The sequence below is a fragment of the Bradyrhizobium sp. genome (assembly GCF_016213215.1).
Taxonomy (GTDB): Bacteria; Pseudomonadota; Alphaproteobacteria; order Rhizobiales; family Xanthobacteraceae; genus Bradyrhizobium.
On the sequence record NZ_JACRAW010000107.1, the window covers coordinates 51,234 to 75,121 of the forward strand.

General features: G+C 63.9%; 20 protein-coding genes. 6 read left to right on the forward strand and 14 right to left on the reverse strand.

Going from position 1 to position 23,888, the window contains the following annotated elements:
* Positions 1-179 precede the first annotated feature (179 nt).
* The 7 genes from HY852_RS18235 to HY852_RS18265 all read right to left on the reverse strand — a co-directional run bounded on the left by HY852_RS18235 (position 180) and on the right by HY852_RS18265 (position 7,969).
* Positions 180-3,275, reverse strand: a complete 3,096-nt coding sequence (locus HY852_RS18235) for a multidrug efflux RND transporter permease subunit (protein ID WP_291606179.1) — start codon at positions 3,273-3,275, stop codon at positions 180-182.
* Between the two features lie 72 nt (positions 3,276-3,347).
* On the reverse strand, positions 3,348-4,538 hold the full coding sequence (locus tag HY852_RS18240; RefSeq protein ID WP_291606258.1) for an efflux RND transporter periplasmic adaptor subunit: 1,191 nt from the start codon (positions 4,536-4,538) through the stop codon (positions 3,348-3,350).
* A gap of 2 nt (positions 4,539-4,540) precedes the next feature.
* Positions 4,541-5,227 carry a TetR/AcrR family transcriptional regulator gene (locus HY852_RS18245; protein WP_291606180.1) on the reverse strand — a complete coding sequence of 229 codons (687 nt, stop codon included), beginning with the start codon at positions 5,225-5,227 and terminating at the stop codon, positions 4,541-4,543.
* A gap of 298 nt (positions 5,228-5,525) precedes the next feature.
* Positions 5,526-6,116, reverse strand: coding sequence for a thiamine pyrophosphate-dependent enzyme (locus HY852_RS18250; RefSeq protein WP_291606181.1), 591 nt, complete (start codon positions 6,114-6,116; stop codon positions 5,526-5,528).
* Entirely contained in the window at positions 6,113-6,655 is a 543-nt protein-coding gene (locus HY852_RS18255; RefSeq protein WP_291606182.1) for a thiamine pyrophosphate-binding protein, read from the reverse strand. Before HY852_RS18255 ends, HY852_RS18250 begins: the two co-directional genes overlap by 4 nt.
* A gap of 556 nt (positions 6,656-7,211) precedes the next feature.
* A complete protein-coding gene (locus HY852_RS18260; RefSeq protein ID WP_291606183.1) occupies positions 7,212-7,508 on the reverse strand; it encodes a hypothetical protein in 297 nt (98 codons plus the stop codon).
* A gap of 137 nt (positions 7,509-7,645) precedes the next feature.
* Entirely contained in the window at positions 7,646-7,969 is a 324-nt protein-coding gene (locus HY852_RS18265; protein WP_291606184.1) for a hypothetical protein, read from the reverse strand.
* Between the two features lie 267 nt (positions 7,970-8,236).
* On the opposite strand from HY852_RS18265, the gene HY852_RS18270 reads away from it, so the two are divergent.
* Together HY852_RS18270 and HY852_RS18275 are read left to right on the forward strand one after the other, a co-directional pair.
* A complete protein-coding gene (locus HY852_RS18270; protein ID WP_291606259.1) occupies positions 8,237-8,935 on the forward strand; it encodes a Spy/CpxP family protein refolding chaperone in 699 nt (232 codons plus the stop codon).
* Positions 8,936-9,463: 528 nt separating this feature from the next.
* Complete coding sequence (locus tag HY852_RS18275) at positions 9,464-9,859, forward strand: hypothetical protein (protein WP_291606185.1); 396 nt, start codon at positions 9,464-9,466, stop codon at positions 9,857-9,859.
* 7 nt (positions 9,860-9,866) lie between these two features.
* On the opposite strand, the gene HY852_RS18280 is transcribed toward HY852_RS18275, so the two are convergent.
* Positions 9,867-10,718: a VOC family protein gene (locus HY852_RS18280; RefSeq protein WP_291606186.1), complete on the reverse strand. Its 852-nt coding sequence runs from the start codon at positions 10,716-10,718 to the stop codon at positions 9,867-9,869.
* Positions 10,715-11,974 (reverse strand): Glu/Leu/Phe/Val dehydrogenase, encoded by a 1,260-nt coding sequence (locus tag HY852_RS18285; RefSeq protein ID WP_291606187.1) that lies wholly within the window; start codon positions 11,972-11,974, stop codon positions 10,715-10,717. Before HY852_RS18285 ends, HY852_RS18280 begins: the two co-directional genes overlap by 4 nt.
* A 213-nt stretch (positions 11,975-12,187) precedes the next feature.
* On the opposite strand from HY852_RS18285, the gene HY852_RS18290 reads away from it, so the two are divergent.
* Both HY852_RS18290 and HY852_RS18295 read left to right on the forward strand, forming a co-directional pair.
* A complete protein-coding gene (locus tag HY852_RS18290; protein WP_291606188.1) occupies positions 12,188-13,081 on the forward strand; it encodes a sugar kinase in 894 nt (297 codons plus the stop codon).
* Between the two features lie 18 nt (positions 13,082-13,099).
* The gene (locus tag HY852_RS18295; protein ID WP_291606189.1) at positions 13,100-14,023 is read left to right on the forward strand and encodes a ribokinase; all 924 of its coding nucleotides are present in this window, start codon (positions 13,100-13,102) and stop codon (positions 14,021-14,023) included.
* On the opposite strand, the gene HY852_RS18300 is transcribed toward HY852_RS18295, so the two are convergent.
* Positions 14,020-15,240: an FAD-dependent oxidoreductase gene (locus tag HY852_RS18300; protein WP_291606190.1), complete on the reverse strand. Its 1,221-nt coding sequence runs from the start codon at positions 15,238-15,240 to the stop codon at positions 14,020-14,022. The genes HY852_RS18295 and HY852_RS18300 overlap by 4 nt on opposite strands.
* Positions 15,241-15,513: 273 nt before the next feature.
* Between HY852_RS18300 and HY852_RS18305 the strand changes: the two genes are divergently transcribed.
* On the forward strand, positions 15,514-16,311 hold the full coding sequence (locus HY852_RS18305) for an enoyl-CoA hydratase-related protein (protein ID WP_291606191.1): 798 nt from the start codon (positions 15,514-15,516) through the stop codon (positions 16,309-16,311).
* Between the two features lie 68 nt (positions 16,312-16,379).
* Here the strand turns inward: HY852_RS18305 and HY852_RS18310 are convergent, their stop codons facing one another.
* The gene (locus HY852_RS18310; RefSeq protein WP_291606192.1) at positions 16,380-17,210 is read right to left on the reverse strand and encodes an NAD(P)-dependent oxidoreductase; all 831 of its coding nucleotides are present in this window, start codon (positions 17,208-17,210) and stop codon (positions 16,380-16,382) included.
* A gap of 91 nt (positions 17,211-17,301) precedes the next feature.
* Here HY852_RS18310 and HY852_RS18315 point away from each other — a divergent pair, with 91 nt between their 5' ends.
* Positions 17,302-18,270, forward strand: coding sequence for an SMP-30/gluconolactonase/LRE family protein (locus tag HY852_RS18315; RefSeq protein ID WP_291606193.1), 969 nt, complete (start codon positions 17,302-17,304; stop codon positions 18,268-18,270).
* Positions 18,271-18,385: 115 nt separating this feature from the next.
* Here HY852_RS18315 and HY852_RS18320 read toward each other — a convergent pair whose 3' ends face one another.
* The 3 genes from HY852_RS18320 to HY852_RS18330 form a co-directional block, all read right to left on the reverse strand.
* Entirely contained in the window at positions 18,386-19,816 is a 1,431-nt protein-coding gene (locus HY852_RS18320) for an aldehyde dehydrogenase family protein (protein ID WP_291606194.1), read from the reverse strand.
* A gap of 256 nt (positions 19,817-20,072) precedes the next feature.
* On the reverse strand, positions 20,073-22,436 hold the full coding sequence (locus HY852_RS18325; protein WP_291606195.1) for a transketolase: 2,364 nt from the start codon (positions 22,434-22,436) through the stop codon (positions 20,073-20,075).
* Between the two features lie 261 nt (positions 22,437-22,697).
* Positions 22,698-23,876: a fumarylacetoacetate hydrolase family protein gene (locus HY852_RS18330; RefSeq protein ID WP_291606196.1), complete on the reverse strand. Its 1,179-nt coding sequence runs from the start codon at positions 23,874-23,876 to the stop codon at positions 22,698-22,700.
* Positions 23,877-23,888: the final 12 nt, after the last annotated feature.

A 23,888-nucleotide genomic window follows, 5' to 3' on the forward strand; every position in this document is an offset into this window, starting at 1 on the left:
CTCGATGCTCCCGTTTGCGTTGCTGCAGATGCCTGGTGTCCAAGACTGCCTTGGTGAACTGACGTCGACGCCTGCAAACCGACCAGCGTGCGGCGCGGCCGGGCCAGCATCGCGCAAAAAACAAAGCGCGGCAACGACGATGGCCGGTGCCGCGCTTCAGCTCTCATCAAGCGAGCTCGTCAGGTCGACCTCAGAGCCTTGGGCCCGAGATCATAGGCCTTGATCTGCCTGGCCCGCTCGGAGCTCGCCGCCTTGCTGTGGTCGGTCGCCAGAACGACGTACACCGCCGGCAGCACGAACAGGGTGAACAGCGTTCCGATCGACATGCCCGCGACGACCACGAGCCCGATCGAGAACCGGCTGGCGGCGCCGGCGCCGGTCGCGGTCAGAAGCGGGATCAGGCCGGTGACCATGGCCGCGGTGGTCATCAGGATCGGCCGCAACCGGATACGCGCAGCCATCTCGATGGCCGAACGCCGGTCCAGCCCCTCGTTGAGCTGCAGCTCCCTGGCGAACTCCACCATCAGGATGCCGTGCTTGGTGATCAGGCCGACCAGCGTCAGCAGCCCGACCTGGGTGTAGATGTTGATGGTCGCTACTCCGAAGAACAGCGGGATCAGGGCGCCGACAATCGCCATGGGCACGCTGATCATGATGACCAGCGGATCGCGCAGGCTTTCGAACTGCGCGGCGAGCACCAGGAAGATGATGATGATTGCAAAACCGAGGGTGATCAGCAGCTGATTACCCTCCTGCACGTACTGCCGGGAGTCGGCGAGGTAGTCGTGGCTGAACCCGGCGGGCAGCTTCTTGGCTTCGCCCTCGAGGAACTCGACCGCCTGCCCGACCGTCACGCCCGGGATCGGCACGGCCATGAAGGTTGCCGAGTTGAGCTGGTTGTAGTGGGTGAGCGCGTTCGGGTCGGTACCGGTCTCGATCGAGACCACCGTGGATAGCGGCAACTGCTGACCCGTCCTCGTCGTCACGTAAAAACCGGACAGCGACTCCGGCGTCAGGCGCTGGTCGCGCGGCACCTGCGGAATCACCTGGTAGGAGCGTCCTTCAAGGTTGAAGCGGTTCACATAATTGCCGCCGAGCAGCGTCGCCAGCGACGCGCCGATGTTCTGCATGGTCACCCCAAGGTCGTTCGCCTTGGTACGATCGATCTTCAGCCTCACCACAGGCTGGTTGAAGTTCAGATCGCTGTCGGAGACGATGAACAGTCCGCTCTTGCGCGCAGCGTCCTTCAGCTTCTCCATCTGCTCATAGACGGTCTGGAAGCCGGTGGTCGAATTGATCACCATCTGGATCGGCAGACCGCCGGGGCCGCCGGGCAAGGGCGGAAGGTTGAATGCAAAGGCGTTGACGCCTTCGATCTTGCTGAGTTCCGCCTGCACCAGAGGCTTGAGCTTGATCGAGGAGCGCTTGCGCTCGTCCCACGGGGTCAGCAGCATGCCGGCGATGCCGCTTTGCGCGCCATTGATCCCATTCAGCACGAAGCGCAGATCGGTTTCCGGAAACTTCTGGAACGCCTGGTCGAGCTTGTCGCCGTAGAAATTGTAGTAGTCGATATTGGCGTATTTCGGCGCCTTGGTGAGCGCGAAGACGATGCCCTGATCTTCCTCCGGCGCGAGCTCCTTTGCGGTGTGCATGTAGAGGAAGCCGACCAGCCCCAGTATCGTCACCGCGAACAGGCCGGTGACCGCCTTGTAGTCGAGCGAGCGGTCGAGCTTTCTGCCGTACCAGCGCGTCACCGCGCCGAACACCCGGTTCACCAGCCTGGAAAAGCGTCCTTCGTCGGCGTTCTTCAACAGCACCGAGCACATCATCGGTGACAGCGTCAGCGCGATCACGCCCGAGACGATAACCGACCCCGCCAGCGTGAAGGCGAATTCGCGGAACAGCGCGCCGGTGAGGCCGCCGAGGAAGCCGATCGGCGCATAGACGGCGGCCAGCGTGATAGTCATGGAGATGACGGGGCCGACGATCTCACGCGCGCCCTGCAGTGCGGCCTGAACCGGCGGACTGCCCTCCTCCAGATGCCGGTGAATGTTCTCCACCACCACGATCGCGTCATCGACCACGAGCCCGATCGCCAGCACCATCGCGAGCAGCGTCAGCAGGTTGAAGCTGAAGCCCATGATCAGCATCATGGTGCAGACGCCGATCAGCGACAAAGGAATCGTGACGACCGGAATGATCACCGACCGCAGCGAGGCCAGGAACAGGAAGATCACCACGACGACGATCAGCACGGCTTCGCCCAGCGTCATCTCGACCTCGTTGATCGAGGACTGGATGAACTTGGTCGAGTCGTAGGCGACCTTCATCTTCATCGACGGCGGCAAATTGCGCTCGATCTCCGGGAACAGCGCGCGGACGCCCCTCACCAGCGTCAGCGGATTGCCTTGCGGCGTCGCCTGCACGCCGATGAAGATCGCACGCTCCCCGTTGAAGGCGACGCTCGCGTCGGTGCTTTGCGCGGCAAGCTCGACGGTGGCGATGTCCTCCATCCGCACGAAGCCGCCGTCCTTGGCCTTCACGATCATTCGCTTGAACTGCTGGACGTCGGTCAGCCCGGTATTGGTCGAGATGTTGGAGACGATGAAGTAGCCCTTGGTCTGGCCCGCGGCCGACTGGAAGTTGTTGGCGGAGATCGCGGCCGCGACGTCGGTCGGCGACACGCCGCGGCCCGCCATCTTGACCGGATCGAGCCACAACCGCATCGCAAAGGTCTGGCCGCCCAGGATATCCGCCGAGGCGACGCCGTCGACGGTCGAGAGCACCGGCTGCACCACGCGCGTCAGGTAGTCGGAAATCGCCGATCCCGACAGCTCATCGCTGGAGAAGCCGATATACATCACCGCGGTGGCCTGCCCCGTCGTCTTGGTGACGATCGGGTCGTTCGATTCCTTCGGGATCAGGTATTTGACCGAGTTCACCTTGGCGAGGACCTCGGTGAGCGCCTGGTTCGGGTCGAAGTTCAGCTTGATGTAGACCTGGATCGTCGAGGTGCCGAGCACCGAGGAGGAGGTTATGTAGTCGACGCCCTCGGCGGAAGCCACCGCCTGCTCGAGCGGAGTGGTGATGAAGCCCTGGATCAGATCGGCTGACGCGCCGGGATAGACGGTCGTGACGTTCACCACCGTGTTGGAGAGCTTCGGATATTGCCGGATCGGCAGCACTGTCGCAGCGCGCAGGCCGATCAACAGGATCAGCAGGCTGACGACGACCGACAGAACCGGACGCTTGATGAAGATATCGGTAAAAACCATCGCGACGATCTCGATTGGAGGCTTGCCGCGCGCATGATCCGGCCATGCCGGATCCTGTCGCGACAGCGCGTTTCAGTAGCGCGGCGCTTGTGCCGGTTTCGATGGCAGCGGGTCGGTCGAAATCGCCACCGCTGCACCCGATTGCAGCTTGAGTTGGCCGACTGCGACGATCCGGTCACCGGGCTTCAGGCCCTTGAGGATCTCGGCACGTCCATCAGACCTGTTGCCGGTCTGCACATAGGTGCGCACCGCGGTCAGGCTGGTCTTGCCGTCGTCCTCCTTCTTCTCGGTGATCAGGAACACCGAGTCGCCGTAAAGCGTGTAGTCGACCGCGGTCTCGGACACGGTGATGACCGGCGGCTTTTCCGGCAGCACCACCGTCGTGGTCGCGAACATGCCGGGCTTGAGGATGTGATCCGGATTGGCGATCGTCGCCTGCACGTGGATGTTGCGCGTGTCGGTCGAGATCTGCGGCTCGATCGTCGTGATCTTGCCCTCGAAGGTGCGGCTCGGATAGGCGTCGACCTTCAGGCGAACGATCTGACCGACCTGCAAATGGCCACTGTCCTTTTCCGTCACCGTGAAGTTGGCGTACAGCGCCGAAAGGTCGGTCAGCGACACGATCGCAGTGCCGGCGGTCAGATACTGGCCGACCTCCACCTTCCGCACGCCGAGCTCGCCGTCGAACGGTGCCCGCACCAGCTTCTGCGAGATCAGCGCTTCGGTCTTGGCGATACCGGCATTAGCCTGGTCGTAGGCGGCCTGGGCCTGATCGACGGTCGCCTGCGGACCGAACTGCCGCGCCGCCAATTGCTTGGCGCGCTCGAGCGACAGCTGCGCGAGCGTGGCCTGGGCCTTGAAGTTGGCGAGATCACCCTGCTCCGGCGCGTCGTACAGTTGCACGAGCGGAGTGCCGGTGGTCACATGGGTGCCAGGAGTGAACTTGATCTCGGTGACGCGCCCGCCGACATCCGAAGTCACGTTGACCTGGTGCACGGCGGCGAGATCGCCGACCGCGGTCAAAAGGTTCGGAAGGACTTCCGACTTCGCCTCGACCACGCTCACCGTCACCGGCGGCGGCTTGTTGTTGGCGAAAATGCCCTTGATGAGATTGGATCGCCAGTGTTCGAAATAGAGGATTCCACCTACGACCGCCGCGAGCGTAGATCCGACGATAATAAACCAGAGCACCGGCCGAACTGGACGCTTCGGCGCTTTGTCAATCGGTTCACCCGATATCTTGTGTTCGGTCACGATGTTCATGTTCATGCACCTTCTGCAATCACCTTCTCGCCCGCATCGGCCGACGATTCCTGGTCCAGATGCGAAGCGATTGCGGCGTCGTGAAGCCCGAGGCCACGCAGGAGAAACTCACAAAGTTCACGTTCGAGATTGTTGGTATTGCCGTAGGACAAGCACGGGATAGCCGGAAGGCGTGTCATCGCCATGGTGAGTACGGTGTGATGGGCAAACCAGAACAGGTTGAGCGGATCACTTCCGATCCGCGCGGCGTCTCCCACCGCGATGGCCCGCTCCAGCGAGGCGATAAACAGCGGCGCGAAGAGAGTTTTGATCTTGGCATAAATCAACTGGGCAAATTCGCCGTCATCGAGATGGCTTGTGACCATCAGCCGCAGCCGCTGCGCCTCTTCCTCGTTCGGGATGCTCGCGATCTGGACGAAGTGCTGGACCATGCGGCGGGTCAGTTCCACCAGCGTCGCAGTCGACGGTTCGCGCTCGCGCAGATCGGCCAGACCCGGATCGGCTTCGCACTCCTCGGTGAGGATATCAGCGAAAAGCGCAGCCTTGGACGGAAAATGCTTGAAAAGCAGGGCTTCCGAAATGGCCGCCGCAGCCGCCACGCTTTTGGTCGTGGTGCCGGCATAGCCATGTCGGGCAAAGCAACGTTTGGCTGCTCCCAAGATCAGTTGCCGCCTGAGGTCGCTCGTCATCCGTAGAGTGCTCATAGTTGTGAGTAAGCACTCACCCACGCAGAAGTCAAGGCGTGCCGGTACAATACAACCAGGGACAGACCTCAAATGGGCGGCATGATCCGCTTCGGCGGTGAGCAGGGAGAAGTCTTAGAAATCAACTTTCCGGAGCCCCCGGTCCGGTCTTGTCGGCACCCACGCGACTGCCCGTTGCTGGGTTCTCGGGTCGCGCCTGAGAGCCGTCGCCCCATTCGCGACGCACGTCAAGAGCTTCCGCCACGAGCGCGTCACGCCCGGCCTGGGAGCGCGCAGATCATGGCTAGATCGGCGGAAACCCGAGATCACCACGTATCCGGTTCATGATGTAGGTGCCGTCCCGGGTGGGCAGCACGCGCTCTACCCCCGCGCTGTCGATCTTCACGCTGGCGAAGCGCGGACCAGCCGAAACGTCCTGGATCGCCTTCGCAAAAGCATCCACCTCGGACATGGTCGACATCGCGCGGGCATCCCCAATTCCACAAGACTTCGCTACCCCGACCAGATCGGCCACGGCCGCGGTATGGCTCACCTGCCCGCCCGTCTCGCCGTAGCACTCGTTGTCGAGCACGACGATCGAGAGATTGCCGGGCTTCTGCAGGCCCACCGTGGCAAGACTCCCCATGCCCATCAGCATCTCGCCATCCCCGGTGATGACCAGGACAGGCAGCTTCGGTTGTGCCAGCGCAAGGCCCAGCCCGATCATCACGGCACCGCCCATTCCGCCCCAGAGATAGAAGTTGCGCGGATGGTCGCCGGCGGCCGTGATGTCATTGGTCGAAGCGCCGAGCCCGCCCACCGCAACCGCATCCTTGCGGCCGGCCAGCAATGCCGCGACGACCTGGCGGCGGTTGAGAAGATTTGCTTTGCTCATTTGAAGACCTTGGCCCCGATCAGGCGCTGCGACAACAGGACGGCGGTCGGGGTCAAGGCGTTGTAGGCCTGCGCCGCTCCGGCCTCGACGACTTCGGGCACTTCCTGCGGATTTGATGCACGCAGCACCTCGACGCCGGAAAGTTCGAGTACGCCTTGCGTGCTCGCTCCCATGGGCACCTGCCATGGATTGAACTCGCCCCACTCGCCGCGCATGGTCACCAGCATGAAAAGCGGAAACTTGAGCAGCGGGACCAGCGAAAGCATGTTGATGCAGTTGCCCACACCGCTCGACTGCATCAACACGACGCCGCGCTCGCCGCCGGCCCAGGCGCCCGCGAGCAGCGCAACGCCCTCTTCTTCCGTCGTCAGCGGAATGCCGCGCATCGAGGCGGACGACAGCACGCGCCGGATGAGCTGCGAATGCCCGGCATCCGGCACGTAGGCCACCTGCCGCACCTCGAAGCGCTGCAGGATCGAGAAGATTTCATCAGGCCATGAAGGCGTCGTCTCAATGGCGGCGTCCGTGCGAGCGTGCATTCTTGTTCCCGGTCGGCTGTAAATCAAAAGCGGACTGTAGACGGACCGGCGCGTTGTTCGAAAGAGCCAAAACGGCATATCGGTCTTAACGCGCGAGTATGGCGGCATGACGCAGATGCGAAAGAGCTGGCGGCAAGCTTCGATCTCGAAAGGCTGACGCCTGGATCCTACGAGACTCCCTATCCGACCTATCATGCACTGCGGCAGAACGAGCCGGTCAAGCGGCTGGAGAACAGCATCGTTTTCCTCAGCCGCCCGGCATGGCGCTGGCTCGGCTGAAAGGGGCCGATCTTGCGCTGCCTCGGCTTCGTGCGCGTGCCTTGTGCGGTCGGGCGAACGATTCCTGCGTTTACGCGTTGAGATTCGTGGGCGACCAGGGACTACGAGGGAGCTGCGACGATGCTTCCACGCGGCGTTCGCCTTACGGCGTTTCTACTTGGTGTCTCCGCGATCGGTTGGAGCGTCGGCTCGTCTGCCCAGCCGAGCAGGGTTGCGCCGGGTGGGCCGGGTGGCGCGGCTGCGCCGGCGGCTCGACCGGCGGCACCACCGCCCGCGATCACGCGGCCTGCACCACCTGCCATCTCTCGTCCTGCGCCACCACCGGCCATGGCCCGACCGGCAGCACCTCCGGCAATGGCGCGGCCTGCCGCACCGGCGTCCCGTCCGGCGCCCCCGCCACAGCGTCCAGCCGCGGCGCCGCGTCCGGCGCCGCACATAGCCGCACCGCCGCGCCCGGCTGCACCGCGCGTCTCAGCGCCTCGGCCCGAGATTCGCCGACCCGATATTCATAGGGACCCGGCGGGGCAACCGCAGCGTCCGGCGATGGCGGCGCCTCGCGGACCCCAGGTTGCACCACCGTCGCGCCCAAGCACATCGCCCGCCTTGGGTGCGCGGCCGTCGCGACAAGAGCAGATCGAAACGCAGGCGCAACAGCGTGAGCAGCGCATCCAGCAGCGGCAGCAAACAGTGCAGGAAGGGCAGCGTGCGACACTATCGCGCCAGAGCGCCGAACGGCAGAACCGTATCGATCGCTTGCAGCAGCGCGTCCAGCAATTGCAGTCGCAAAAGCCGGAAGGCCTGCGGGCACAACGCGCGCAGGAACGGCTGCTGCAGACCCAGAACCGCGTGCTGCAGCGCGAGCAACTCCTGCAGCAACGCGAGCAGGCGCGCCTGCAGCGGCTTACACCGCAGCCTTCGGCTGAGCGATCCGCCTCTGCTGCCGCCCTGGCGGCTGCGACACGCGGACGATTTGCCGCGCAGTTCCGCAGCACTGACGAGCTGCAGGCCCGAACCGTGCTCGCGGCCCGAGAGCATGGCTGGGCCCCGCGCCGTGCCTGGCGGCACGGCCACCGTGCCGCGTTCGTGTCCTGGCTCGGCCCGGTGTTCTGGCCCTACGCCTATTCCGACATCTTTCAATACACGTTCTGGCCCCACGCCTACGACCCCGGCTATTGGGCCTACGCTTACGACGACTTCGTCGACACCGTGTTTTGGGGCACGGACAGTCCATATTCCGCCTATGCCAGATATCCAGAACCTGGCGCCGCGATCACCGATTTCCGAACGCGCGAACGCCGAAGCGTGAGCTCACGAGTTCTGCGGCAATTGTGCGAAGATCCGGACAAGGGCATAACCGCCTGGCCGATAGCGTCGATCACGCGCGCGGTACAGCCGACGCCCCCGCAGCGCGCCTTGCTTGATGAACTGAAAACTGCGGCGGCAAATGCTGCCGATGTGTTCAAGGAATCCTGCGCCGATTCCTACGCAATGACGCCACCTGGCCGCTTGCGGGCAATGATGAATCGCGTCAGCGCTACGCTTGAGGCGGTGCGGATCGTGCGGCCGGCCCTGGAGCGGTTCTATGTCTCGCTCAACGACGAGCAACAGGCGCGTTTCAATGCGCTTGGCCCCAACATCGCCGAGCGCTCCCAGCAGCAGGAAACGAATGCTCCGTCCGAGAGCTGCGGCGATCCGAAGTCCAGTCTTACGCAATTGCCGATCGACCGGATCGAGGCCGTCATACGCCCGGCGGGCAACCAAAAGGATGCGCTCGAACGCTTGAGCGAAGCGATGAAGCACGCGGTTCAAGAGCTGCAAGCTGCCTGCCCGGACGAGGTGCCGCTCACACCGGTTGGACGGCTGGAGGCGATGGAGAGGAGGCTCGAAGCCATGCTGCAGGCAGCGAGGCTGGTGCAGCCCGCGCTGGACGAATTCTATGCCAAGCTGAGCAGCGAGCAGAAGGCCCGTTTCAATACCCTGCCACAGATTGCAAGCCCGTGACCGCAAACTGAGGCAAATCGCTGATGAGGCGATGGGGCGGCGGCAGTTCATCCGCTTCTCACCCGGCCGATATCCCGTTCGCGACTTCAGTACGAGCCCAAAATCAGCACCCACCGCTACCGATTGAGGCACATTATCGCGCTGTCGAGACTGACTTGCACCGCATCGAGGTCCATGCGGCATGAACAGAAGAGGTCCTCGAACGAGGACCTCTTCCGCTTCCAGCACCAGATTCCTGATTGCCGCACCGCCCTTCCCGTTCAACGTATATTATTGCTCTCCCTTCGAGCATCCCACGTTGATCCGCGTCAACACACGTTTCGGTTTTTGCGCCACGCAAATCCTGATGCACCTCGACACATTCATACTTATATCCATATCCATATCTGGGAAGGGAATGCAGCCCCTTGTGCGAGCGCTGAGGGCACGTGCGCGCTAGAGCGGGGCCGTCGCTGTTTAGGTTATCTCATACCGAAGCTCAGGCAGCGCAGCGCTGAATGCGCTTCGGCCGCGGCTTGGAGAGATGCCATGAGGCAAGTGAGTATCACCTCGATAATTGTCTCGACGACGTGTGCGGCCTCCTCCCTCTGCCAAAGCCATGGTTGCATCGACTGCTTTCGCCAAAGGCCATTGTCCGGGCCGCAGCCACATGGATCTTACGTCACGACCAAAGAAGGGGGCGCCTGGTACGATCCGGAAACGGGCAAGTGGTACAACAAGTCCTGCGGCTGCGTCGCCAACCAGGGTGGCGGCTCTTCGGATAGATTCGGCGGCTCATATGGACGCGCCGAGATCCACAAGAAGAACGTGCCGACGGTCACGCCCTCGGGCGTCAAACCTTCGAACATCGATGTTCACACGATGAGGATTGGGCCGCCGCGCATGCCGGCGGAAGTGCGACCGACGACAACGATCGGACGTTGAGGATCGCTCAGGCCGTCGGTTTCTGCGTCCGCTCCAGAAGCAGCGTCTGCACGCCGCACGTACCGCTTCGCACGGTCATTACCCGCGTTCCCGGCTTGCGGCCGTTTCGCACGTCCGAGACCTCCAGCCCGGAGGCGATGAGGCGTGCGCGCGTCGCGTCGATATCGGCGACGCGCCAGGTGACCCCCCACAGCTTATCATGCGTCAGATCGCCGCCCGCGCCAGGCCGGCGCACGACCTCGACGATGAGGTCGCCGCAGCGGAAAAACATCAGCTGCCCCCAATCCTGGTGCGAGCGATCGAGCGCCATGTCGAGACCGAGCCGCGCACCGTAAAGCGCCGCGGCGCGCTCCGGATCTTCGGTGGAAACCACCACATGATCGAGTCCAAGGATCGGCGCCTCGTCCGTTGCGGGGGAGACCGGCCGCTCCTCGGCAAGTTCGAGAAAGAACATGCGCACAGCGCGCGTAAGATCGGTCGACGCGCGCGTGCGCTTCCAGTGCAGGACGGCACCCGAAATGTCATCGCGGCTTTCGATCTCGGCGATCGGATCGGGCCTCAAGGCCACTCGATCGAGCCGCCGGTGCATCTTGTTGATATCCGGGGTGCGGAAGCACATGCTGGCGAGACCCTCGTCGCCATTCGCGAGCAGCGAGCGGACACGATCCGCCGTATCGCTCGCGCCGCTCGGCGCCATCAGCTCCAGCGACACGTTGTCGAGCGTGAACAACACGCGGTCGGCACCATTATCGCCGCTGTTCCGCCAGGCCGGCGCCCGGGCGAACAGCTTCTGATAGGCATTGCTGGCCGCCCCTGCGTCCTCAACCAGCGCCACGAGGTGATCCAGTCCGATGATCATGGGAACAGGCCGCGCGTGTTCTTGGCTGCGCGAACCTTGGCAACGCCGATGGCCATGGCGGCGGTTCGGTGCGCGATCCGGTCGGCCCTCGCCCGCGCCAGCATCAGCTCGAACGCGCGGTCGAGGATCTGGTATTCACGCCGCGTCACTTCCTCTTCCTCCCAGAACAATTGCTGAAGGTCCTGGACCCACTCGAAGTAGCTGACGACCACGCCGCCGGAATTGCACAGGATATCCGGGATGACGAAGATCTCGTCCTTGCGCTTTTCCAGCACGAGATCGGCATCGGGCGTGGTCGGCCCGTTGGCGCCTTCCGCAAGGATCCGGCAGCGCAGGTGCTGGGCTATCTTCGCATCGATCACGCGCTCCAGCGCCGCCGGCACCAGTACGTCGCATTTCAGCGTGAGAACCTGTGCCGGATCGAACTGCAGCTCGCTGGAAAATCCCTTGATGCTGCCGTGGCTCGCCGCGTGACGCATCAAGGCCGGGACGTCGAGCCCGCGCGGATCGTGGAGTGCGCCGGTGTGATCGCTCACCGCGATCACCTTCAGGCCGAAGCGATGCAATTCGAGCGCCGCATAGGAGCCGACATTGCCGAAGCCCTGAACGACGGCGGTCGCATTATTGGCATCGATGCGCAGCTCGTTCATCACCCTCCTGGCAAGATGGGCGACACCGCGGCCGGTCGCCTCGCGACGACCGAGCGTGCCGCCTGAGGACACGGGCTTGCCGGTGACGATCTCGGTCACCGTGCGGCCCTGATACATGGAGTAGGTATCCATGAACCAGGCCATGACCTGCTCGTTGGTGCCCATGTCCGGCGCCATCACGTCGATATGCGGTCCCACGAAGGGGATCATCTCCTGCATGTATCGCCGTGACACCAACTCCAGCTCGTGCTTTGAGATCTTGGAAAGATCGACGTTGACCCCGCCCTTGGCGCCGCCGTAAGGCAGGCCGACGAGCGCGCATTTCCAGCTCATCCAGATCGCCAGCGCCGCAATCTCTCCGATGTCGACGGTCGGTGAAAAGCGGGTGCCGCCCTTGGTCGGGCCGAGGGTGAGATGATGCTGCACTCGATAACCCTCGAATACCGCAACCGTGCCGTCGTCGCGGTGGATCGGACAGGAGATCGTGAGCGCGCGCTTTGGCAGCAGCAACCGGTCCCGCTCGTCCAGGGGAATGTCCAGGTGATCGCCGATGACGTTGAATTGCGTCCTCGCCATCTCGAATACCGGACCGGAATAGACGGTCATGCTTCCCCCTGCGATAGCCCCTGGGAACTTGAATGAAGGGGCGCTAACCGAACCGGGTATAACGATGTCTCGCTATGGTCGTATTCCGAAGGCATAGTTATCTCAAGTACTTATCGCGCCATGCTGGCGCATATTTTCGGCGTTGATCCCGCAGAAGCGGTGCTAAGCTAAGGCGCCGGCCCGGACCACACATCAGCGCACGACGGACCACTTATGCAGGCTCTCTTCATCGGACAGACCTACATTGATGTCACATTCATCACCGACCACCTGCCGACCGGCGACGAAAAGCATGTGGCTTCGGCCTACGCGGTCTCGTTCGGCGGCAACGCTGTAACCGCGGCGTTCTGCTGCGCCAAGCTCGGAATCATTCCGGATCTCATCGCCACCGTCGCCAATGACTGGCTCGGGCGGATGTTTCAGGACATGTGCGCGAAGTACGGAATCTCGCTGCATGGGCGCAAGGTGAATTCGTCCTCGCTGTCCTTCATCATGCCGAAAGACGGCAAGCGCGCGATCGTGCGCTGCCGCGATGACGCGCATATCCACCCGTTCCCGATCCTGAATCTGGGCAATTGCCGCGCCCTGCATGTCGACGGCCACCAGCCGGATGCGGCGATCCATTACGCCAAGGTCTGCCGCGAAGCCGGAATCCTGACCTCGCTGGACGGCGGTGGCCTGCGCAGCAACACACATGAGCTCTTGGAGTTCATCGACGTCGCCATCGTCGCCGAGCGGCTGTGCGAACAGATGGACCTGACGCCGGAAAAGATGCTGGATTATCTGAAGAGCCGCGGCTGCCGGATCGGCGGCGTCACAATGGGCGAGCGCGGCCTGCTCTGGTATGACGAGACCGGCGCCGTGCAGTCGCTGCCTGCACTGCCGATCCCGCCCGAGCGCGTGCTCGACACCAACGGCGCCGGCGACGTCTTTCACGGCGCCTACATCCATTCCTACCTTGCCACTCCCGGCAATAGCTGGCGCGAACATTTTGACTTCGCGCGCGCGGCTTCGACCTACAAGATACAACGTCTCGGCAACGAGGCCGGCCTGCCGTCGCTTGCGGACATCGAGAACGTCAGGCAGGAGTTCGAAATCAGAGTCTAGCACTCGCGGGGATATCGCATGGGTCGCGTCTACGTCGCCGGCAGCATCAACATGGATGTGGTGGCGACGGCCGAGCGCCATCCGAACCCGGGCGAGACCGTCAAGGGAAAGGCGGTCCTGTACTTCCCCGGCGGCAAGGGCGCGAACCAGGCGGTCGCGGCGGTACGACTAGGCGCCACGACAACGCTGATCGGGCGGCTCGGCAAGGATACGGCCGGCAAGCAGCTGAAGGCCTTCCTCGTATCCCAGCGCATCGATCTCGGTTACGTCGTTGAAGCTTCCGAAGCACCTACCGGGACGGCGATCATCACCGTCGCTGGCGGCGAAAACACCATCGTCGTTATCCCCGGCGCGAATGAGGACCTCACCCCCGAGGATGTCAGCATTGCCCCGCTCTTGAAGGGCGATGTCGCTGTCAGCCAGTTCGAGATTCCCCTGCCCGCGATCTCGTCGTTCTTCAAGCGCGCACGCATGGCCGGCGCGACGACGCTGCTCAATCCGGCGCCCGCGATGAAGTTCAACCGGGAATTGCTCGACCTCGTCGATGTCCTCGTGCTCAACGAAACCGAGCTCGGGCTGCTCGCCGGCATCGACTTGAAAAGCGATGAAGCTGCGCACATAACGGAGACCGCCCGACGAATCCAGGCGAGCAAGGACCAGGTCATTTGCGTGACGCTTGGCAGGCGCGGCGTGCTCGCGATCGTCGGGGACGAGCCGCTGATCATTCCCGGCCGTATCGTGCCGGCCGTCGATAGCACGGGCGCGGGCGACTGCTTCGTCGGTGCGCTCGCGGCGCAATTGGCCGACGGCGCACCGTTTCGCGATGCGCTGTCCTTTGCCAACACCGCCGCGTCGATCTGCGTCCAGCGGATGGGCGCCGCCCCGTCGATGCCGACGGCCGAGGAAGTCGGCACGGCCCTCGCCGCGGCGCGCCAGACTTAAGCAAGCGCGCTTTTCAGGTCGAAGCTTTCGTCGCCCGCCTTCTCCGGGGCAAGCGAGCGATCCATGCCCAATAGCCGCCGACCGAACATATGGTCACCCGCCCGGTTGATCGACTCGATGCCGACGAGCTTCCCGGATCTGTAGCAGAACGCCGAGAACGACTTCCGCGCCGGATCGCCGCGAAGCACGACCTGATCATACCCGGTGGTGAGACCCGCGATCTGCAGCTTGTCGTCGCCCTGATCGCTCCAGAACCAGGGCTGCCCGTCATAAGGCTTGTCGTCGCCGGTCAGGCGAGCGGCCACGCAGCGCGCCTGATCGGTTGCGTTCTGCACCGATTCAAGCCGCAGCGATCCACCAAAGCGCGGGCTCGCGAACAGCGCGCAGTCGCCGATCGCCGAAATGTTCGGATCGGCCGTCAAGAGATGCTGATCAACGATGATGCCCGACGCGACCGAGAGGCCCGCGTCGGCCGCGAGTTCAACATTGGGCAGCACGCCGACACCGACAACGATCAGGTCGGCCGGCAGGTGACGGCCATCGCTCAGGCTGACGCCGGTGACCTTGCCACCCTCGGCCTCGATGCTGGTCGCCTGCACGCCGAGATGAATACGGATGCCGGCCTCACGGTGACGTGCCTGGAAGTAATCGGAGACCTCCGCGGTCACCGCGCGCGCCATGACCCGCGAGGCGAGCTCGAGGACGTCGACTTCGAGTCCCTTGATCCGCGCCGTGGCGGCGAATTCGAGTCCTATGAAGCCTGCGCCGATGATCACCGCTCGCTTCTTCGACGGAAGTGTTTTGCGGAGCGCCTCGCTTTCATCAAGAATCCGCAGGTAGCGAACGTCGGGCAGATTGGCGTTGGGCAGATCGAGCAGGCGGTTGCGCGCGCCCAGGGCCAGGACCAGGTGGCCGTAATCAAGCGAAGCGCCGGAGGCGAGCAGCAGCCTGCGCTGCGGTCGATCGATCGACACGGCACGGCCCGAGATCAGCTCTATCTTCTGGTCGGCATAGAATTTTTCCGGCCGGAACGTCAGGCTCTCCGGACCGGCGTTACCCTTGATATAGGCCTTGGACAGCGGCGGCCGCTGATAGGGCAGATGCGCCTCGTCATTGATCAGGCAAATGCGCTCACCAAAGCCGAGCTGGCGCAAGGAGGCAGCGACCTGAAAGCCGGCATGCCCCGCGCCGATAATCACAACCGGACCATTCGTCATCGGAACAGCCCAACTACAAGGACACAGGAGTTACCCATGTCGTCTCCTCTTCTTGCCAGTTTTGGCTTGTTACCCTCGTCCATTGAGGAGGCGCAGTTTCGTCTCCGCGTCCTTGAAACGTAGGGATCGCCATTTGACCTCATGGCTCCGAGCAACGCAAGAGCACGCCAGCAGGAAGATGAACGAGATCGGGCCCGGCATGTTCGCCGGGGATTGTCACAATTTGCCTTCTGCGATTTAGTGGCGGGATCACGCTTCAGCCGGGGTTTTCCAATGTCTGCATCTGCACCCTCACTTCCCGACGATCCGGCCTTGCTCCGGATCGAGGGTCCGATCGCCACCATCACGCTCAATCGTCCTGCCGCCTTCAATTCGATCAATCTCGCGATCGCGCAGAAGCTCGAGCAGATTGCCGCCCGGATTGAAGCCTCCCCCGACATCAGGGTGCTGGTGATCGAAGGTGCGGGCCGCGCCTTCTGCGCCGGCGGCGATCTGCAGACCATCGGCGCCGCCGCCGAGGCCAACACGGTCACGCCGGTGGTCGGCGAACTGCTTAAGCACTATCACGCATTCATCGAGAGTGTGCGACGGATGCCGAAGATCGTGCTGACGAGCGTGCACGGCTCTGCAGCCGGCGCCGGCATGGGCCTCGCCTTCGTCGCCGATCTCTGCATCGCCGCCGAGGATGCCCGCTTCACGCCCGCCTATGCCAAGATCGGCGTGTCCCCGGATGGCGGCAGCACAGTCGGCATCGTCGGCACGGTCGGAACACGGCGTGCCCTGCAGATATTCCTCGCCGAGGACGGCTTCACCGCGCAACAGGCCTATGAATGGGGGTTGGTCGCCAAGGTGGTGCCCGCCACCGAATTGAAGGCGGCTACTCGGCAATTGGCCGAGCGGCTGGCGCAGAACCCACCGGCGGCGATTGCGGGCACCAAGTCGCTGGTTTATCAGGCCACCCTCACTCCGACCAGGCAACAGCTTGACGCCGAGGAGCACAAGATCATCACCGCCATGCACACCGACGACTTCCGAGTGGCCGTGAAGAAGTTCATCAGCAAGGGAAAGTAGGCGGCCGTTATCCGAATTACACGTGGCCGGCGAAAGCCGGCCACAGGCCTTTTGATTGAAACGTCATTTCAGCGCGAACGACTACTCCAGTCGATGATCCTGTTTGTGTCGCCGCTGAACTCCGTGCTGCAGAACGTCCCGCCCTGGTAGTAATCGCCGACCGGATCAGGCGGCAGTCCCGCCTGTTCGGCCATCGCGTGCTCGCGGAAATGTTCGGCCCTGCCGGTCGGACGGTAGCCGAGATCGTAGGCGCGGTGGTTATCCCACCAGGCGCGCTCGTTATAGGACGCGCCGTAGAAGATCTCGAAGCGGATGTCGGGATGCTCAAGCCCGATGCGGCAGAGCTGAACCAAGTCCTCGGGCCTCAGCCAGATCGACAGCCGGCGGTGATCGATCGGCTTGTCGCCGAAATTGCCGATGCGCAGGCACGTCACCTTCATTCCGTGCTTGTCGGCATAGAGCGCCCCTACCGCCTCGCCGAACACCTTGCTGACGCCATAGCGGCTGTCCGGCCGCGCGGTGACATCGGTGCCGATGCGGTGATGCCTGGGATAGAAGCCGACCGCATGGTTGGATGAGGCGAACACCACGCGCTTGACGCCCTTGCGGCGCGCGGCCTCGAACAGGTTGTAGCAGCCGATGATGTTGGACTGCAGGATATCGTCCCACGGGCCCTCGACCGAATAGCCGCCGAAATGCAGGATGCCGTCGACGCCCTCGCAGATCGCCTCGACCTGAGCCAGGTCCGAAAGCTCGGCCGCCTTGAACTTTTCGTGCGCGGCAAGATCGGCAGGCTCCCTGATGTCGCTGAGCAGCAGGTCCGGATAGAGCGGCGGCAGCAATTTGCGCAAGCTCGTGCCAATTCCCCCCGCGGCGCCCGTCATCATTATGCGTGGCATTTATTCCCTCGTGGTTCCGACTGATTTGCCGTCGTTGGTGGGTGATGGTAGCAGACTGGAAGCAGGGAAACGCAACAAACGAGGACTTCACATGTCCGATGCGACGTCGCATTCGGTGGGCTGGCGGCCGGCGAGCTATTATCCGGATCCCGCGATCAAGGCGCTCGATCCACGCTTCGAACGATACTGGCTGAAACTGTCGGCGGTGGAACGGCTGACCACCGGCTTGCGCTGGGCCGAAGGGCCGGTCTGGTTCGGCGACGGACGCTACCTGCTGTGCAGCGACATTCCCAACCAGCGCATCCTCAAATGGGAAGAGGAAACCGGCGCGGTCAGCATCTTTCGCAAGCCATCGAACTTCGCCAACGGCAATACCCGCGACCGCCAGGGCCGGCTGATCACCTGCGAGCACGGCGGCCGCCGCGTTACGCGTACCGAATATGACGGCTCGATCACGGTGCTGATGGATTCCTTCGACGGCAAACGATTGAACTCGCCCAACGACGTCGTGGTGAAATCCGACGGTTCGATCTGGTTCACCGATCCGGTATTCGGCCTGCTCGGCAATTACGAAGGCTACAGGGCGGAATCCGAGATCGACGCCAACGTGTACCGGCTCGATCCGCAAGACGGCAAGGCGGCCATCGTCGCCGAGGGCGTCCTCGGGCCGAACGGACTGTGCTTCTCGCCCGACGAAAAGGTCCTCTACATCGTGGAATCCCGCGGCGTGCCGAACCGCAAGATCCTCGCCTATGACGTTGCCGCCGGCGCAGGCAAGCTCACCAACAAGCGCGTCTTCATCGATGCCGGCCCCGGAACGCCCGACGGCATGCGCTGCGATATCGACGGCAATCTCTGGTGCGGCTGGGGCATGGGCGATCCCGAGCTCGACGGTGTGGTGGTGTTCGCCCCCGACGGCGTGATGATCGGCCGCATCGCCCTGCCCGAGCGCTGCGCCAATGTCTGCTTCGGCGGACTGAAGCGCAACCGGCTGTTCATGGCCGCGAGCCAGTCGATCTACGAGCTCTATGTGAACACGCAAGGCGCGCTCGGCGGATAGAACTCCAGCACGCCGTCATTGCGAGCGAAGCGAAGCAATCCAGCATGTTGCTACAAACTGGATTGCTTCGTCGCTATCGCTCCTCGCAATGACTATCGTAGACTCCAAACGCCGCTTACGCCGCGTTGTAGCCGGCGACCGCCTTGGCCTCGAGATATTCCTCGAGGCCATACTTGCCCCACTCGCGGCCGTTGCCGGACTGCTTGTAACCGCCGAACGGCGCGCCGCGCTCGTTCGGCAGGCCCTGCAGGTTGACGTTGCCGGCGCGGATCTGGCGCGCGACCTTGCGCGCATTCTCGACCGTGTCGGCCGAGACATAGCCCGCAAGACCGTAGGGCGTTTCGTTGGCGATACGGACCGCGTCCGTCTCGTCCTTGGCGCCAATGATGGTCAGCACCGGCCCGAAGATCTCCTCGCGCGCGATCGTCATTTCGTTGGTGACGTCGGCGAAGATGGTCGGACGGACATAGAAGCCCTTGTTGACGCCTTCCGGCAGGCCAGGACCACCGGCCACCAGCGTCGCGCCCTCGTCGATGCCCTTCTTGATCAGCGCCTGGATCTTGTCCCACTGCACGCGGTTGACGACGGGACCGATGGTGGTGCCGTCGGCACGCGGATCGCCGGCCTTGGTCTTGTCGGCGACGCCCTTCGCGATCGCGGCCACTTCCTTCATCTTCGACAGCGGCACGATCATGCGCGACGGCGCGTTGCAGGACTGGCCGGAGTTGTTGAACATGTGCATCACGCCGCCGGTCACCGCCTTGGTCAGGTCGGCGCCGTCCAGGATGACGTTCGGCGACTTGCCGCCCAATTCCTGGCTGACGCGCTTCACGGTCGGGGCGGCGCGCTTGGCAACGTCAATGCCGGCGCGGGTCGAGCCGGTGAACGAGATCATGTCGATGTCCGGATGTTCGCTCATGGCGGCGCCGACCTCCGGACCGAGGCCGTTGATCAGGTTGAACACGCCCTTGGGCACGCCGGCTTCATGGAGGATTTCTGCGAAGATCAGCGCGCAGGTCGGCGTGAACTCCGAGGGCTTCAGGATCATGGTGCAGCCGGCGGCCAGCGCCGGTGCCACCTTGCAGGCGATCTGGTTCATCGGCCAGTTCCAGGGCGTGATCATGCCGACGACGCCGACCGGCTCGCGCAGCACCACCGCCGTGCCGAGCGTCTCTTCGAAGGGATAGTTCTTCAGTACCTCGAGGGTGGTCGCGAAGTGGCCGAGGCCGGCACCGGACTGCATCCTTTCGGCCATCGGCAGCGGCGCACCCATTTCGTCGGAAATGGCGGCGCCGATCTCTTTCGAGCGGCCCTTGTAGATCTCGATGATCTTGGACAGGAGCGCGACACGCTCCTCGCGGGTGGTCTGGGAATAGGTCTCGAACGCGCGCTTCGCGGCCGCAACCGCCTTGTCGACGTCGGCCTTGGAGCCCAGGGCAACCTCGTACATCGCCTCTTCCGTCGCCGGGTTGACGACCGGCGTGGACTTCTTGACGACCGGATCGACCCAGGCGCCGTCGATGTAGAATTGCATGCGATTGACCATCGTTAACCTCTTCTTGGGAAAATGGAGGGGGCGTTTCGGCAGGCATCCTTGCACGAAAGCCCTGACAATTGAACCCGCCATATGCGGGACCAGCGTTGCGTGCAGACGCTGGATATATGAGCAGGCTCGCAGCGGTGGCAAGGCTCTCGCCACCGTCATTCCGGGGCGCGCAACGCGCGAGCCCGGATCCATAACCACGATCGGGGGTATGGATTTCGCGACTTCGTCACGCCCCGGAATGACGGCATCAGAGGGCTTACACCGCCATTTTGCGGTGCAGGACCGGGGCGCCGGTCGTGAGGCTTTCCGCCGCTTCGATGATGGCGTTGGCGTCGATACCGTGATGACGATAGAGTTCGCCGATGCTGCCGGTCTGGCCAAACCGCTCGACTCCAAGCGCCTCGACGCGATGACCCCGGACACTGCCGAGCCAACCCAGGGTAGCGGGGTGACCGTCGATCACGGTCACGATGCCGCAGTCGCGCGGCAGCGGCGCCAACAACCGTTCGATGTGGCTCAGATGCTGCACGCCGCGGCGGGCGCGGCGCAAATTCCGCGCGGCGGTCCAGCCCGCATGCAGCCGGTCGGCCGAGGTGATCGCGAGCAAGCCGACGTCTCGCCGGCTTTCGCCGATGAAGCCCGTCGCCTCGATCGCCTCCGGCGCAACGGTGCCGGCATAGGCGATCACGACTTCGGCATTGGGGCCGGGCTTGCGCAGCCAGTAGGCACCATCGGTAATGCTCTTCTGCAGTTCCGGCGTCATGATCCGCTGCACCTGCTCGATCGTCCGTGTCGACAGGCGCAGATATACGGAACTGCCCTCGCCCGCGTCCTCCTGCATGTGGGCGAAGCCCCAAGCCATGATCACGGCGAGTTCATCGACGAACGCCGGCTCGAACGAGACCAGGCCGTCCTGCGCTATGCCGATCAGGGGCGTCGCGATCGACTGATGCGCGCCGCCCTCAGGCGCGAGCGTAACGCCGGACGGCGTCGCCGCCACCATGAAGCGGGCATCCTGATAGCAGGCATAGTTCAGCGCATCGAGGCCGCGCTCGATGAAGGGATCGTAGAGCGTGCCGACCGGCAGCAGGCGTTCGCCGTTGACCTGATGCGACAGCCCGAGCGCCGACATCAGGATGAACAGGTTCATCTCGGCGATCCCGAGCTCGATGTGCTGTCCCTTGGGCGAGGCGTCCCAGTTGTAGGTGGAGGGAATTTTCTCGCTGCGGAATAAGTCAGCCTTCTCGGCGCGCGCAAACAAGCCGCGCCGGTTCACCCAGGGTCCGAGGTTGGTCGACACCGTGACGTCGGGCGAGGCGGTGACGATGCGCGCGGCGAGTTCGCTGTCGCCGCGCGCGAGCTCGTTCAGCACCAGCCCGAAGCCCTGCTGGGTCGCCATCTGCGGCGACGGCTTGAACGCAAGCTGCGGCACCTCGATGCGCGGCGCATCGAGGCGGCGCTGGCCGCCCCGGTTGAACGGCGCGCCGGCAAGGAATGCCTCCAGCTCCGCAGGGTCCTGCGCCAGTCCCTCGAACTTGTCCCATTCATGTCCGGGCCGGATGTTCTGCGCCGCGCGCCACTTCTCCATCTGCGCAACTGTCATCAGCCCGGCATGGTTGTCCTTGTGGCCCTGGAACGGCAGGCCGATGCCCTTGATGGTGTAGGCGATGAAGCAGACCGGCCGGTCGTGATCGATCGCCTGGAAGGCCTCCAGCATGCCCGCCATGTCATGGCCGCCGAGGTTGGACATCAGCGCCAGCAGCTCGTCGTCGCTGCGGCGGTCGATCAGCTGCGTGACCGCGACCTCATCGCCGATCTCGTCCTGAAGATGCTTGCGGAAGGCCGCGCCGCCCTGGAAGCACAGCGCGGAGTAGAGCGCGTTCGGACAGTCGTCGATCCAGCGCTTGAGCGCCTCGCCGCCCGGCTCGGCAAAGGCCTGCCGCATCAGGCGGCCGTATTTCACGATCACCACGTCCCAGCCGAAATTGCGGAACATGGTCTTGAACTTCTCCCACAGTCCCTCGCGCACCACCGCGTCCAGGCTCTGGCGGTTGTAGTCGACCACCCACCAGGTGTTGCGCAGGCCGTGCTTCCAGCCTTCGAGCAGCGCCTCGAAGATATTGCCCTCGTCCATCTCGGCATCGCCGACCAGCGCGATCATCCGCCCCTCAGGCCGCTCCTTCATCCAGCCATGCGCCTTGACGTAGTCCTGCACCAGCGAAGAGAACAAGGTCTGCGCCACCCCTAAGCCGACCGAGCCGGTCGAGAAGTCGACGTCGTCAGTGTCCTTGGTGCGCGAGGGATAGGACTGCGCGCCCTTGAAGCCGCGGAAGTTCTGCAGCTTCTCGCGGCTCTGTCGTCCGAACAGATACTGGATGGCGTGGAACACCGGGCTCGCATGCGGCTTCACCGCAACCCGGTCCTCCGGCCGCAGCACGGAAAAATACAGTGCCGACATGATGGTCGCGAGCGAGGCGGACGACGCCTGATGGCCGCCGACCTTCAGCCCGTCGCTGTTGGCCCGGATGTGATTGGCGTGGTGGATGGTCCAGGACGACAGCCACAGCACCTTGCGGGCGAGCGCGGTCAGGATTTCGAGACGGTCGGGGGCGACGGGCATGGCAATGCTCCGTAAAGCGGCGACTCCACGGATAATATTCCGCGAGCCGGGACCAAACTTCTCAATTCTTCGCGCCATACCGCAATATCTTGGGATAATTTCGTAGCGGCGTGGGCAAGCCTTTCGCGTCGCGCCTCTCTTCCTCCGGTTCTCGTGTTTCCCTCATCCCGAGGAGCGCGCTCTTGCGCGCGTCTCGAGGGATGAGGCCGCATCGTGGCCTCATGGTTCGAGACGGCGCTTCGCGCCTCCTCACCATGAGGATCAGCTCTGGAGGACCCTCCTCTCCGCGAGGTTCTTCATCAGCGCAGAAATGCCGAAGGTCCACGGCTCGCACTCGTCGCTGGCCCGCATCCGGTTGACCAGCTTGCCGAGCTGTGGCGCGGCGATCGTGACAATGTCGTCGCGCTTGTGGGTGAACCCCTGGCCCGGCGCATCACGGTCCTTGACCGGCGCGAACATGGTGCCGAGGAACAGCGCAAAGCCGTCAGGATATTGATGGACCGGCCCGATGGTCTGGGCAACGAGATCGGTGGGATCGCGGCTGATCCGGCTGATCGACGAATGACCCTCGAGCACAAAACCGTCCTGTCCTCTCACGGTCAGTCCGACTTCCATGTTGCGCACGTCGTCCAGGGAAAAGCTCTGGTCGAACAGGCGCAGCAGCGGCCCGACGGCGCAGGAGGCGTTGTTGTCCTTGGCCTTCGACAGGAGCAATGCCGAGCGCCCCTCGAAGTCCCGCAAATTGACGTCGTTGCCGAGCGTCGCACCGACAATGCGACCGCCGCTCGACACCGCCAGCACGACCTCCGGCTCCGGATTGTTCCAGGTCGACTTCGGGTGCAACCCGGCATCCATGCCGGTGCCGACTGAAGATAGCACCGGGGCCTTGGTGAAGACCTCCGCGTCAGGACCGATGCCCACTTCGAGATACTGGCTCCAGGCCTGTTGCTCGATCAGGACCTGTTTCAGGCGCATCGCCTCTTGCGAGCCCGGTTTGAGCCTGGAGAGGTCGTCGCCGACAAGCCGGACGATCTCGTTGCGGATCGCGTCGGCCGCAGCCGGGTTGCCGCGCGCCCGCTCCTCGATCACGCGTTCCAGCATCGAGACGGCAAAGGTCACGCCGGCGGCCTTCAGCACCTGCAGGTCGATCGGCGCGAGCAGCCAGGGCTTGTCGCGAAGGCGGTGCTGGGGCGGCGTGTTGGCGGCAATGCTTTCGAGATCCGCAATTCGCTCGCCCTTGACGGCAGCGAGTGCTCCCGCCGGATTTTCCTCCTCGCAAAGTGCGGTCACGGTCGGAAACTGCGCGGTCACGTCGAACACGCCGTCCTCGCGAACTGCGACCACCGCCGGGCCCTTTGCATGCGGCAGCCAGATCCTCCCGGCCAGCGCACCCTTCGCGCCGTCCTCGGGCAGGACGTCCTTGGCGGTCAGCGTGATCATGACTGCCTCCCG